The sequence below is a fragment of the Agrobacterium sp. a22-2 genome (assembly GCF_012276985.1).
Lineage (GTDB): Bacteria > Pseudomonadota > Alphaproteobacteria > Rhizobiales > Rhizobiaceae > Allorhizobium.
Genome location: NZ_JAAXMM010000007.1, coordinates 271,344 through 285,555 on the forward strand (window position 1 = coordinate 271,344; position 14,212 = coordinate 285,555).

Annotated in this window: 6 protein-coding genes; 4 read left to right on the forward strand and 2 right to left on the reverse strand. The window is 63.6% G+C overall.

The features are described from left to right. Window positions 1–7 precede the first annotated feature (7 nt). Both HFC70_RS13410 and HFC70_RS13415 read right to left on the reverse strand, forming a co-directional pair. Complete coding sequence (locus tag HFC70_RS13410) at window positions 8–4,597, reverse strand: type I polyketide synthase (RefSeq protein ID WP_168473751.1); 4,590 nt, start codon at window positions 4,595–4,597, stop codon at window positions 8–10. A gap of 34 nt (window positions 4,598–4,631) precedes the next feature. Continuing rightward, window positions 4,632–6,776, reverse strand: a complete 2,145-nt coding sequence (locus HFC70_RS13415) for an AMP-binding protein (RefSeq protein ID WP_246735763.1) — start codon at window positions 6,774–6,776, stop codon at window positions 4,632–4,634. A gap of 421 nt (window positions 6,777–7,197) precedes the next feature. Between HFC70_RS13415 and HFC70_RS13420 the strand changes: the two genes are divergently transcribed. The 4 genes from HFC70_RS13420 to HFC70_RS13435 are packed head-to-tail and all read left to right on the forward strand — an operon-like array spanning window position 7,198 to window position 14,207. Next, window positions 7,198–11,703, forward strand: coding sequence for a non-ribosomal peptide synthetase (locus HFC70_RS13420; RefSeq protein WP_168473753.1), 4,506 nt, complete (start codon window positions 7,198–7,200; stop codon window positions 11,701–11,703). After that, a complete protein-coding gene (locus HFC70_RS13425; protein ID WP_246735764.1) occupies window positions 11,696–12,586 on the forward strand; it encodes a class I SAM-dependent methyltransferase in 891 nt (296 codons plus the stop codon). Before HFC70_RS13420 ends, HFC70_RS13425 begins: the two co-directional genes overlap by 8 nt. Continuing rightward, window positions 12,583–13,983, forward strand: a complete 1,401-nt coding sequence (locus tag HFC70_RS13430) for an aspartate aminotransferase family protein (RefSeq protein WP_168473754.1) — start codon at window positions 12,583–12,585, stop codon at window positions 13,981–13,983. The genes HFC70_RS13425 and HFC70_RS13430 overlap by 4 nt, the downstream gene beginning before the upstream one ends. Continuing rightward, complete coding sequence (locus HFC70_RS13435) at window positions 13,980–14,207, forward strand: MbtH family NRPS accessory protein (protein WP_168473755.1); 228 nt, start codon at window positions 13,980–13,982, stop codon at window positions 14,205–14,207. The genes HFC70_RS13430 and HFC70_RS13435 overlap by 4 nt, the downstream gene beginning before the upstream one ends. Window positions 14,208–14,212 lie beyond the last annotated feature (5 nt).

Sequence of the window (14,212 nt, forward strand, 5' to 3'; positions counted from 1 at the left end):
AGGCGATTCAGGCTTCCTTGCGAGGCGCGCTCGCCTCGATGTCATCAAGGAGGGCGATGAGTTCCTCCTGTTCTTTTCGTGCGACATCGAGGCGCTCACGGATGGCGGCCGCGATACCCCGGACCGTTGGCGCTTCAAAGAGCAGGGCGCGCATCGGCAGCTCGGTCAAAAACTGCTTTCGCAACCGCGTCACGACCTGAACGGCAAGCAGCGAATGGCCCCCGAGTTCGAAGAAATTGTCGTCGATCCCAACGCGGGAAATACCGAGGAGATCCTCCATAACGGCCGCCACATCCGTTTCGACCGGATCGCGCGGGGCGACGAAGGTTGCCTGAACACGCTCACGACCGGTCTTCTCGTTCGGATCCATGCCCACAACTGCCCTCGGCTCTTGAGGAACTGCGGTCATCCGATGCCGGAGGTCTATCGGCGTCACGGCGAGCCGGGAGACTTCCGGATGGGCGAGGACTGACCGGGTCGTCCGCCAGACCTCGTCGGCGTCGATCGCGTCAGAAAAAAAGCCTGCCGCCTCCTCTCGGGTGGTTCCGTAAGGAAGGCATGTATCCCAGGCGATTGCCTGCCAGACCGGACGATCTTCGCCGCGCCGCGCATCGACGAATGCATCGAGAAAACTGTTGGCGCCCGCATAGGCGGCAAGGCCCGTGCCGCCGACCAGTGTGGAGAGGGAGGACTGGACGAGGACGAAATCGGGACGGTGACCGGCGAGCGCCTCGGACAGGGCTTTCAGGCCATCGACCTTGGTTGCGAATAGGGCGGCATTGCGCTCCGCGGTCGCTTCAATGAGCGGGCAGTGATAAACCTCGCCCATACCCGCCGTCTGGAAGACGCCGCGGATCGGACCAAACGGCGCACCCAACGCTTTGAGGCATGAGGCGAGCCAGGCGGGGTCGGTGAAATCACCACTGAACAGCATATAGTCGTCGCCCGGCGTGCCGATACCGCGCAGGGCCCGGATGAACTGGCTGACCGGATGCTTCGGCCCATGCGAGGCAAGCCAGTGTTCCCAATCGGCGGCGGCCGGCAGCCCGCTCGGTCCGGCGAACACCACCTTCGCGCCCAGTGTTTGAACAAGCGCTCGCGCATAGACGAGGGCGAGACCGTCGAGGAGATCGCCCGCGATGAGGTAAGTGGCACCGGCCGCAAGAGCCGGAACATCGACCGGCTCCGAAAGCAGAACCGGCGCGTAATCTTCGAACCACAGATAACCATTGCGCAGCGCCGTCACGACCCTGTCTTCGCGCAACGGGCGTGACAGCGCGTCTATGAGGCCGGGGACGATGGCATTTCGCTGCGGTGGGAGATCGATGCTTCGGCAGGAGAGGCCGGGGATGTCCCACGGCAGGACGCGGAGCGTACCGAGGACCTTGGCAGCCTGCGCATCGAGAGTTTCCGCGCCGGTCACCTCATGCAGGCCGCACGAGAGCACGGTCAGAAGCGGTGGGCGGGCTTCAGATCCGATGAGGGACTGGGCAAGGGCGAAGGTGGTGGCAAAAGCCGCATCTGGCTGCGCGTTGGCGTCAAGGAAGAAGCCGTTGACGATCTGAGTCGGTGTCCTGCCGTTGCCAGCAAGATCGGCAAGCAGTGCGCGATAGTGCTCCGGGTTGGTAGGGCACAGTTGGTACGCGCTCGGAGTTGCCAGGTAGGTATTGCCCGGCTTCACCCATATCACGTTGATCCGATCAGGAACCGGACCGATCGCCGCTACGACCTCTTCATCACCAAAGACCAGCCAGTACTCGTCGTGGCTTGTCGAGGGGCGTTCAAAGGGCGCGCGACGCCAGACCGGCTGGTGGAACCAGTCCTGGATCGCCGGCAACCGTGCAGCACCGTCCTGCGCCGGTTCGGCCGGCGCGGTCAGCGGAATGCGGTAGGGACTGCGCTGGAAAGGATAGGCCGGGAGCGGCACCCGGCGGCGTGGGCCTATATCTTCCCTGGCAACAAGATCGACATCGACGCCGGCGATCCAGAGTTCCGCCAAAGCCAGAGTTGCATGATGGGCCGCGTTCCCATCCGCCGCCGCATCGGGCAGCGACGTTGCGACGCGAAGCTCCGCTCTCCCCTGCTGACGGGCGAGCCGGGTTAGCGTCGATCCCGGTCCGACTTCGAGAAGCACAGCGTCCGGCAATTCTAACACCCGCGCGAGACCGGGACCAAATAGGACAGTGCGTCGCAGATGCTCGACCCAATAGGTCGGATCCGTCGCCTCCTTCGCCGTCAGCCAATTGCCCGTCAGGTTGGAGACCATATCGATTGCGGGCGGGTTGAGCGTCACAGTAGAGAGCACACGCGCAAATGCATGGAGCGCCGGCTCCATCATGAAGCTGTGGAAGGCGTGGGACGTCTTAAGTTCGCGGCTGCCGATGCCGCTCCGGTCGAACCGGGCCGCGAGTTCGACGATCGCTTTCGCCGTGCCCGCCAGAACCGTGCTGCGCGGTCCGTTGACGGCAGCGAGTTCCACGTCGGGAGAGAGCAATGCGCGCGCCTCATTTTCCGACAGCATGACTGAGAGCATGGCGCCCGGCGGGCAAGCCTGCATCAGCCTCCCGCGCGCAACGACGAGCTTCACCGCGTCTTCCAGGGAGAAGACGCCGGCGATGCAGGCGGCAACATATTCCCCGATGCTGTGTCCGACCATGGCCCGCGGTTTGGCACCCTTGGCAAGCCACATCTGCGCCAGCGCATATTCGACCGCGAAGAGCGCCGGCTGCGTCGCCTCCGTGCGGGTGAGCCGCTCGGCCGTCGCATCATCGCCAAAGATGATGGTCGCCAGATCGAGTTCGGCCGGCATGAACCCCAGGCAGGCGTCAAAGGCCGCGCGGAACGTCCCGTCTGTCTCGTAGAGCGCCCGTGCCATGCCGGGATATTGTGCGCCCTGGCCGGGAAACAGGAAGATCAAGTTCGGATCGCCGGACAGTGGCTTACCCGCCACGCAATCCGGCCCGTCGCCGGTGCGAAGGATGCGCGCAGCGTCATCGCGGTCCAGCGCAAGCGCTACAAAACGCCAGCCCATCGCCTGCCGTCCGGTTCTCAGCGTATAGGCGATATCGGCGAGGGGCGAGGCGTCATCCGCGCCGAGGTAATCGGCGAAAGTGCTTCGCATCGCCGCCAGCGCCTCAGGCGTCCTGGCGGAAAGCGGCAGGAGATAGGGGCCGCCCTCATCGGCTGTCTGCTCTCGAACCGGAGGCTCCTCAAGGATAATATGGGCATTCATCCCACCCATACCGAAGGCGCTGACGGCCGCACGGCGTATACGGTCCGATGCCGCCATCCAGGGTCGCTGCTCAGCGATGATCTCAAAAGGGCTTGCCCGCAGATCGAGGCTGGGACTGGGGGCCGTGAAGTTGATGCTGGCGGGCAGGATCTGGTATTTCATCGCGAGAATGGTCTTGATCAGGCCACCCATGCCGGCTGCGACATCCATATGGCCGAGATTGCCCTTGACCGAGCCGAGCCCACAGCTGCGACCCTCCCGCTTCAGCGCACCACCGTAGACCCTGGTAAGCGACTGGACTTCGATGGGATCGCCGAGTGTCGTGCCCGTTCCATGCGCTTCGATGTAGTCCACCGCCGAGGGATCAAGGCGCGCGTCGGCAAGCGCCGCCTCAAGGACCGCCGTTTGCCCGGCGACACTCGGCGCCGTCAGCCCTACCTTGGCGGAACCGTCATTGCCGATGGCCGATCCTCTGAGAATGGCATGGATCGTATCCCCGTCGGCGATCGCGTCGCTCAGCCGTTTGAGGACGAGGACACCGACACCATTGGTGAAGACGGTGCCCTTGGCATTCACGTCGAAGGGTCGGCAGACGCCGTCCGGGGAGCCGATCCCTTCGCTCTTATAGAGATAACCTTCCGGTTGCGGTTGGCCGATGGCAACGGCACCCGCCAGCGCCATGTCTGCCTCGCGCGCCAGAAGGCCGCGCGCGGCGAGATGAAGTGCCACGAGCGCGGTGGCGCAGGTCGCCTGAACCCCGACGGTCGGTCCGGTAAGATCGAGATGATAAGCGACACGCGAAGCGATCATGCCGAGCACGTTGCCGAGGCCCGCATGAATCGGATCCGTTGCCTCCTTAAGCGCACGATTGGCCTGTATATGGCTGAAATGATAGGTGAGCGCACCGCCGGCATAGACACCGATACGACCGGGATAGGCGCGGCTGTCATAGCCGGCATGATCGAGCGCGCCGGCTGCGCATTCGAGAAAGACGCGATGCTGTGGATCGAGCAGCTCCGCATCGCGCGGCGAATAGCCAAAGAAACCGGCATCAAAGGCCGTCGGATCATCGAAGCCACCCCAGACGCGCACATAATCCGGACGGGCCGCGGTCTCTGGATCGACGCCGGCCTCTTCAAGTTCACGATCCGTGACCGGACGAAGGCCACTGCGGCCTTGCTCCAGAAGACGCCAGAACTGATCGATATCGTCAGCGCCCGGGAAGCGTCCGGCCATGCCGACGATTGCCACGCGCTCGTCCTTCTCCCTTTGCCCCGCCTCCAGACGTAACCGCGCCTCCTTCAGAATCTCGAAGATCTGATCCTGGTCGATGATGTCCTGAGCCGGCGTTTCTGCGTCAATCATGAGTGTTCTCTCGTTCAATTGTCTGATACGGCGCTCACCGGAGCAGCGCCTTGAGGGCAGCAAATTCCGAGACGATGGCGGGGCTTACGACACGTTCCGCCGGCGCGGCGCTATTCCGGCTGGGCACATTGTCCTCAGCGATTGCCGCCTCCAACTGATGGCCATCGACGAGGCCGCCGAGATGATCCGAAAGGGCCGCGATCGTCGGATGCTCGAAGATCAGCGTCGGCCGGATGGGCAGGCCGAGTTCCCGCTCGATCGTCGCGCCGATATTGACGATCGCGACGGAATCGAGACCGAGGTCGAAGAAGCCGACGAAAACATCGGGCAGGTCCCCCTCGCCCATCCGGGCAAGCAGCGCCACTTCGTGCTGCAACAGACGGCGCAGCACCTCCTTGCGGCGCGCTTTCGGCACCTGCAAAAGCTCGTCGCGCCAGCTCCGTTGATCGGCAGCTTTAGGGGCGACGAGTGCACTCTCCGGCTTTGCATCCCAACGCGCGACAATACGCAGATCACCTGTCACGACCCCCTGGCGGCAGGCGAACCGACGGACTTTTCCGCTCGGCGTGCGCGGCAGGCTGCTCGGGCGCAGCAGCGCAATGACGGCCGCCTGGAGATTGTGATTGCGCGAGACGGCGGCGCGCACCGCGCGGATGGCGTCTTCGCCATCGATATCGCGCAGACCCTCGCGGGTAAGCTCGCATACGATGCCGACCTGCTCCTCGCCATCGACCTCGATCGGAAAGACGCCTGCCCGGCCTTGGGCGAGCGCCGGATGGCTGGAGAAAACGGATTGCTCGATATCTTCCGGGTGATGGTTCTGCCCGCGAATGATGATCAAGTCCTTCAGCCGACCGGTAATGTAGAGCTGTCCGTCTCGGCGAAAACCCAGATCGCCGGTGCGGCGCCAGCCACGCGATCCATCCAGCACCTGGTCGAAGGTCTCGGCGTTCAGCCTTGCGCGACCCCAGTAGCCGGGTGTCACGTTCGGACCACGGATCCAGATCTCGCCGACGGTGCCATCGCCGACACGCCGACACGCCTCGGGATCGACGAGCGCAAGGTCGAGCCCCTCGGCCGGCCGGCCGCAGGCTGCAAGAGCAAGCCTATCGTGATCATCGCCATCATCCGCTTCGACAGCAGTCCCGTTGGCGACGAGCGCCTCGCGGCTGATGGATAGGATAAGCGGCGGATCGTCGGGATCGTTGCCGGACTGGAACAACGTCGCTTCCGCCTGGCCATAGCAACAATAAAACGCCTTCCAGCGGAAGCCATACGGCTCGAAGACGGTGGCAAAGCGCTCCAGCGTCCTCGGTCGAATCGGCTCGGCACCGTTATAAGCGATGCGGATCTCGGAAAGATCGAGCCTGGCCGCGGCGTCCGGCGCGAATTTGTCGATACAATGCTCATAGGAAAAGTTCGGTCCGCCGATAACGGTGGCGCGCACGTGGCTTGCGAGTTCGAGAAAGCGCAGCGGCCGGCGGAGGAACGAAGCCGGCGCCATCAACGACACGGGAAAACCGTTGAAGATGGGCGACAGAATGCCATCGATCAGCCCCATGTCGTGATAGTGCGGCAGCCAGCAGGCGGAACGGTCGGTCGGGCCGTATTCGAAGGCTATGCTGATCTGCCGGAGATTGGCCATGAGGTTGCCGTGGGTGACCATGACGCCCTTCGGGTCGCTGGTCGAGCCCGACGTATATTGCAGGAAAGCGACATGCTTGGCCTCGGGCGTCTGGAACGGTCTGCCGTCATCTTTGAAGAAGACCGCCCGTGCCGGATCGGCCGCTTTCGGCGCAAGCGCGAAACCATGCCCGACAGCGCGTTGCAACGGCTGAAGGACGTCGACAAGTTCGTCGGCGCAGAGAATTCCGGAAATGCCGGCGTCGCGCGCAATATGCAGCCACCGATTGATTCCGTCCGCACGCTTTGGGGCGGGAACGGGAACGGGGACGGCGCCGGCATAAAGGCAACCCAGGAAGCCTGCGATGAAGGCGAGGCCCGGCGGATAGACCACGAGAATGCGTGCGCCAGGGATGACAAGACCCGTCGCGGCGATCTCGCGGCCGACAAGCCGTGCCCGATCGCGAACCTCGCGCCAGGTCCAGGAATCGGGTCTTGCTTCTGCCGCAGGGACCGCGTCGTCATGGAAGAAGCGCATGGCAACATCATTCGCCATCTCCTGAGCACGGAGCTCAAGCATATGAAGTATTGAGATAAATTCTGACTGTCTTTTTGGACCTTCTGTCATCCATGACGTATCTTGCACTGCCATCTACCCCTTGCTGGAGAGCGCGGCGGAAGATCCGCCCGTCGTCGGCCGGACCCTTTCCGTTTCCGCGAAAGAGTGTTCGGCCGCTTCAAATCTCGTCGGCAACAACCGGCGTCCGCCATCGAATTGCCACTTGCATATAATTGTTGAATGCCGTAGTCAAGAATAGATGCGACAGTTCGACGCCTCCACAATTGGAATTTTATATCTAATCTGAGGTTGCAATGGTTCTCGAAAGAGCTCCGACCGAAAGCGTCCCGCAAGCGGCAATTTCCGCATGCTTGTCGCGTGCTTGCCAGGCGCCGCTCGCCTCATGGGAGGCATCGCGATGACCGCGCACGAAACGGTGGAATGGCTGCTGTTACGTCTGTCGGAGAAGGGCATCCGCATTGCGAACGTCGATGGCCGCTTGAGGATTTCCGGCCCAGAGACGGAGCTAACACAGGACCTCACCGACGCGATCCGCATCCGCAAGGCGGAGATCGTGGCGGTTCTTTCCAGTGTCGCAACGAGCAGCGAGACAATCACCGCCCGGCATGCGGACACACCGCCGCTTTCATTCGCCCAACAGCGCCTGTGGTTCATCGACCAGATGATGCCGGATGCCGGCCTTAACCATATTCCGCTTGCTGTCGAGGCCCGCGGCAAGATCGATCTTTCCGCATTGGAGGCATCGCTTCAAACCGTCGCAGAACGCCATGCGATTCTGCGGACCCGCATCGCGACGCAGGACGGACTGCCGTCGCAGCGCATCGTCACCGACAGCCGCATTCCGCTGCGGCTGATCGACCGGCTGGACGATACGCCGGATGAACTGGAGCTTAATCGGATCCTGCACGACGAGGCGCGGCATCCGTTCGATCTCGCCTCCCAGCCGCCGCTCCGCCTCACGGCCATCCGCCTTGGCGCCGAGCGGACCCTTCTTCTCCTGACGCTACACCATATTGCCGGGGACGGTTGGGCAATGGAGGTGCTGCTCAGCGATCTCTCGGCGATCTACGCGGCGAAGATCTCGGGCGTCAATCCAGATCTGCCAGCGCTTCCGATCCAGTACGGCGACTTCGCCACATGGCAGCGCGACCACCTGGCAGGCGCCGCGCTCGATCGGTCGCTCGCCTTCTGGGCCGACCATCTCAAAGCCCCGCTTCCCGCGACGCAGCTGCCAGGTGATTTCCCACGCCCGCCTGTGCAGGCCAATGCCGGGGCCTTGCATTCCATCGCCTTCGATGCCGACACCACCGCCCGGCTGAAAGCACTTGCGAAGACGGAAGGCGCGACGCTCTTCGCCACCCTGTTCGCCGCCTTCAGCACATTCGTCTATCGCTATACCGGGCAAAAGGACTTGGTGATCGGCACGCCCGTCGCCAACCGCCGTCACCGGGAGACGGAAGGGCTGATCGGCCTGTTCGTCAATCCGCTGCCGGTCCGCGCGCAGCTCCATCCCGCGGCGAGCTTTTGCGAAACATTGCGCCAAATACAGGCGACGCTGTGGTCGGTGCTCGACCACCAGGATCTGCCGTTCGAGCAACTTGTCGAAGCCTTGAAGCCGAAGCGCGATCCGAGCCTGCATCCACTCTTCCAGCTGAAGTTCCAATTCGATGCTAAGCCGGCGGAAAAGATCAGACTTCCAGGCCTCGATTTGACCCGCCTGCCTCGCCAGGATGGGGTAGCGAAACTCGATCTCAGCCTCAATCTGATCGATGGCGGCGACACGATCTACGGTAGTTTCGAATATGACACCGCCCTCTTCCACTCCGAAACGATCGCAGCATTCGCTGCCCATTTCGGCGTGCTCGTCAAGGCAATCGCCGGCGCGCCTGAGACGGCCATAGCAGCCCTTCCCCTGTTCGACGATCGAGAGCGCGAGCGCCAGATCGTCGAATGGAACAAAACGGCGACGCCTTACGACGAGACAGCCTTCTTCCATACTATCTTCGAGGCCCACGCAGCCCGGGCACCCGAGGCAATCGCGCTTATCTACGTGGCCGACGGCGAGCGCCGCACCCTGACCTATGGCGACCTGAACCGGCGCGCCAACCAGATAGCCCACCGCCTGCGCGGTCTCGGCGCCGGCCCGGAAATCATCGTCGCCATCGCACTTGACCGCGGCTTCGACATGGTGGCGGCCTGGCTCGGCGTTCTGAAGGCCGGCGCCGCCTACCTGCCGCTTGACCCAGCCTATCCGGCCGAACGGCTCGCCATGATGCTCTCGGATTCCGGAGCCAAGCTGGTTCTGACCGAGAGTGGCAGAACGCTACCGGAGACGGTGATCCGTGTCGATCTCGACACCGACTGGTCGCAACCTACAGCAATCGACAATCCGGATGTCGTCAACCGACCGGATCACCTCGCCTATATTATCTACACCTCGGGATCGACCGGGCGGCCGAAGGGCGTGCTCATCGAGCACAAAGGCCTCGTCAACCTGACGGAACACAAGATCCGCACCGGCCGAGTAAAGCCGGGCGATTGCGTCCTCCAGTTCTTTTCCTTCTCATTCGACGCCTCGATTCCGGAACTCGTGATGGCGCTCGGCGCCGGCGCGTCATTGCTGCTCCTGCCCGCCGCCGACCTTCTGCCTGGTCCGACGCTTGCCGAACGCATGCAGGCTGAGGCAGTGACGCATGTGACGATGACACCCTCTGCGCTCGTCGCACTACCGGCTGGCGAGTTCCCGGCATTGCGCATGGTGCTGACCGGCGGCGAAGCGCCGACGCCGGAGTTGATCGACCGCTGGGGGGCAGGACGGCTCTTCATCAACGCCTATGGCCCGACGGAAACTACGGTCAATGCGAGCATGGTCCCCTGCGGCAACGGCCATCCGGCGGACGCAACGTTGCTGCCCGCCGCGAACAAGCAACTCTATGTGCTCGACGACAATCTGGAGCCGGTTCCGGTCGGTCAACCGGGTGAACTCCATATCGGCGGGCTCGGCGTTGCCCGAGGCTACCATGGTCGCCCGGCACTGACGGCCGAGCGTTTTGTACCCGATCCCTTTTGCGCGGAGGGCGGCGTGCTCTACCGCACCGGCGACCGGGCCTGCCAGCTGGCCGACGGACGCATCCGCGTCCTTGGCCGTCTCGACGATCAGGTGAAAATCCGCGGCTATCGCATCGAGCCTGGCGAGATCGAGGCGGTGGTCCTTGCTCATCCCGCCATGGCGGCCGCGACCGTTTCCATTCGCGAGATCGACGGAGAAAAGCGCGTCATCGCCTACGGTGTCGCCAAGGGTAAGACGACTGCCAGCGCCGCTGAGATCAAGGCATTTCTCGCCGAGCGGCTGCCCCGCTACCTCGTCCCGGACGCCTTCCTCTGGCTCGATCGGCTCCCCCTCACCGTCAATGGCAAGATCGACATCGCGGCGCTGCCGCTTCCGGATCTGACACATCGTGCCGGCCGTCCGCCGCAAGGCGAGACGGAAAGGGCGGTTGCCGCTGTCTTCGCCGAGGTCCTCGGGCATCCGGAGGTCTTGGCCACGGACGACTTCTTCGCGATCGGCGGCCATTCGCTGCTGGCCACCCGGCTTTCGGCACTCGCCAAATCGAGCTTCGGCCTCGACATCGCCATTGCCGACCTTTTCGAGGCACCGACGGTCGAGGCATTGGCAGCGAGAGTAAGCAACCGAAACGCGGGCCTAGTGGCTGCAGCAATGACATGCCGTGCCGATATCGCCCTCGCTCCGGGCATCCGCCCCGCAGCGCCGATTGGGTCTGCCCATCCGCCACTCCATGTATTCCTGACCGGCGCAACCGGTTTCCTCGGGACCTATCTGCTCAGAGAATTGCTGGAAGACACGTCGCGCCGAGTCTCCTGCCTGGTCCGGGGCGTTGCCGGGGCAGACCGCCTGCGCCGGGCGCTTCAGTCCTACGATCTGTGGCGGGATGGCCTTGCGGACCGCATCGAGATCGTGCCGGGAGATCTCTCGAAGCCGAAATTCGGCATTCCTGATACCGCCTATAACGCACTTGCCGAAAGCGTCGAAGCCATCATCCACAATGGCGCTGAAGTCCACCATCTCCACCCCTATGACCGGCTTCGCGCCAGCAATGTGTGCGGCACGGTCGAGGCGATCCGGCTGGCGGCGACGGGCCCGGGTCGTCCCTTGCATATTGTCTCCTCCCTCAGCGCCCTGACGCGCCGGGGAGCCGGCGGCGGCATAGCCGAAAGCACCACGATTCATGACTTCCCGCCGCCCTCGGGGGGATACAACCAGACCAAATGGGTCGCGGAACATCTCGCAGAAGCCGCGCGGGAGCGTGGCCTTCCCGTGACAATATACCGCCCAGGCGCGATTTCGGGCGATAGCCGCACTGGCGCCTTCAACCAAGCCGACATCCTTTGCCGGCTGATGCAGGGCTATATACGCTCCGGCCTCGCGCCGGAGGGCGACACTCTGCTCGAAATGCTACCGGTCGATACTGTCGCCCGTGCCGTCGTGGCCCTGGCTGATCAGCCCTCCTCGACCGGTCGGATTTTCCATCTCGTCCATTCCGCGCCGGTCTCCTCCGCGCTGCTTTTCGAAGCGGCGGCGGCCGAAGGGCTCCAACTGCAACGCATTCCTCGGTCCGCCTGGCGTGCCGAACTCGATCGCATCGCCCAGGAGGAGCCGGATCATCCGCTTTACGCCTTGATGGGGCTTTTCGAACAGGGGCCGACCGAGTCGCCACAGGCCAAGGTCCGCCCCATTGAACGCAGCGAGACGTGTCGCACCCTCGCGGCGGCATCGGTCGCCGAGCCGCCGCTCGACCTTCCCCTCTTCCGCTCCTATCTGCGCGCTTTCATTCGTGCGGGTGCGCTCGAACCTTCTAAGAAAGATGAGCAGAGATATGCTTGAACAAGCCAGCAAATATGATCACTGGGCGTGGCTCTACAACCAGACGCTCGGCCCCCGCTACGGCGCGCACAAGATTGGACCGATCGAGCGCGTGGTGCTTCCCCATGTCCCGGCCGGTGGCGCCATCCTGGATCTATGCTGCGGCACCGGTCAGCTCGCGGCCGCGCTCGCTGAACGCGGCTTTGAGGTGACCGGTCTCGACGGCTCCGTCGACATGCTGCGCCACGCACGCGAAAACGCCTCGTCAGCGACCTTCACTGAGGGCGACGCCTGCGATTTCACCTTCGACAAACCTTTTGACGCCGTGCTCTGCACCAGCGCGTCGCTCAATCACATGCAAGGCCTTGATGACCTGATCGCTGTCTTTTCGAGTGTCAGCCGCGCACTGAAACCGGGCGGCGTCTTCGTCTTCGACATAAACCATCCGGCCCAGATGTCGCGCTATTGGCATGGCCGTCCGACGGAAGGCGAGATCAATGCCGACTTTGCTTGGCTGATTACGCCGCACTACGACTCCGCTGCAGGGCGCGGCGCCTTCACCGTGGATATCTACCGCCGTCCCGATATACATCCCATCTCTGTTCTCGATCGACTGGCCGGCGGATTGACGCGGCCACGGCGCCTGCGCCGCGTCCGTCTGGCGCTTCTCTCCCGCTTCCGCCGCCTGCGACCGCATTGGGAGCACCACTCCGTTGTCAACCGTATCTGGGGCCACGACCTCGACGCCGTCTCGCTGGCGCTCCACGAAAGCGGTTTTTCGGCTGAGCTGCGCAGCACGCAGGGCGGGCCGATCGATGACCGCCATGCCGCCTATTTTTTCTGCCGGAAATCGTCCATCGCCGGAGTAAAGGCCGAGGCCCGTATGCTGGAGGCATCCCGATGAACGCGTTCGCAGGCAGCCCGACGCCAGCCTCCGCGGCGGCGGCCATCATCGCCGCCTTCAACCGCAAGACGGAAAAGTCCAAGCTGGCAAGCGTTGAGAACCGACGCGTGCTCTCCGACAAGTCGGCGATAGGCGTCCCCTTCTCGTTGATGGCCAAGGAGGCGCTCTACCCGATCGTCGTGGAACGTGCGGAAGGTGCAGTCCTCCATGATCTCGACGGCAATCGCTATGTCGATGTCCTGATGGGTATGGGCATCAACCTCTTCGGCCACAATCCGCCCTTCATCCGCGCGGCGCTGGAAGCGCAACTTGCCAAGGGCTTTGCGCTCGGGCCGCAATCTGATCTTGCGGGCGAGACCGCCGCGCTGTTCTGCAGGCTGACGGGTAAGGATCGCGTGACCTTCACCAATACGGGCACCGAAGCGGTGATGACCGCGCTCCGGCTCGCGCGCGCGGCGACCGGACGGCGCAAGGTCGCGATGTTCATCGGCTCGTATCACGGTCATTCGGATCAGGTCCTGAACCGCATTGCCGGTCCCGACGACCCCAGGACCGTTCCCGCCTTTACCGGCATTTCTCCCGCGACAGCGGAAGATGTCGTGTTGCTCCCCTATGACGATCCACGCGCGCTGGAAATCCTCGAGCGCGACGGTGAAACGTTTGCCGCCGTACTGGTCGAGCCCGTGCAGAGCCGCAATATCGATGTCCAGCCCCGTGCCTTTCTGCATGCGCTGCGCGACCTCACGCAGCGAGCTGGCACTGTCCTCATTTTCGACGAGATGATCAGCGGCTTCCGTGTGGCGCCAGGCGGTGCACAGGCATATTTCGGCGTAGAGGCGGATCTCGCCACCTACGGCAAGATTGCCGGCGGCGGACTGCCATTGGCGGTGATCGCTGGCAGCAATCAGCTGATGAATCATATAGACGGCGGCCCATGGTCCTTTGGTGACGATTCCGTTCCGCCCGTCCAGCCGACCTTCTTTGCCGGGACCTATTGCCGCCATCCGCTGGCGCTTGCGGCCGCGCGCGCCGCGGCAACTTACATGCTGGAGCAGGGCCAGGCGCTGCAGGACAGTCTCAACGCGCGCACCTGCGCTCTTGTCGAGCGGCTCAATGGATCGCTCGCGGCAGCACGGCTCCCCGTCGTTTTCACGCAATTCGGCTCCTTCTTTGCGGTCGCGGTCAATCGCAGTCGCATCCCGCCGCTTGCGCTCGGGCTGCTGTCGCTCGAACTTCTGACCGCCGGAATTCACCTGCGCGGCGGTGACAAGGGCGGCTTCCTTTCCACGGCCCATTCGGATGGCGACATCACGGCCATCCACGATGCCTTCCTGAACGGCCTGCAATCGCTGGCAGGTTTCGGCCTTCTCCCCCTCATCGATGGAACAACGCCATGAGCAACCAGGATCAAGCCACCGACTTCCCGCACCGTGTCGTCATCAGCGATGAGGAGCGATACTCAATTTGGCCGACCTACAAGGCCATCCCCTATGGCTGGCGCGATGGCGGCTTCGAGGGATCGAAGCAAGCCTGCCTCGATCACATCGCCGCAGTCTGGACCGACATGCGTCCACTATCGCTCCGCCGCCAGATGGATGGCGACTCGTCGGCCAACCTGTAAGGAGA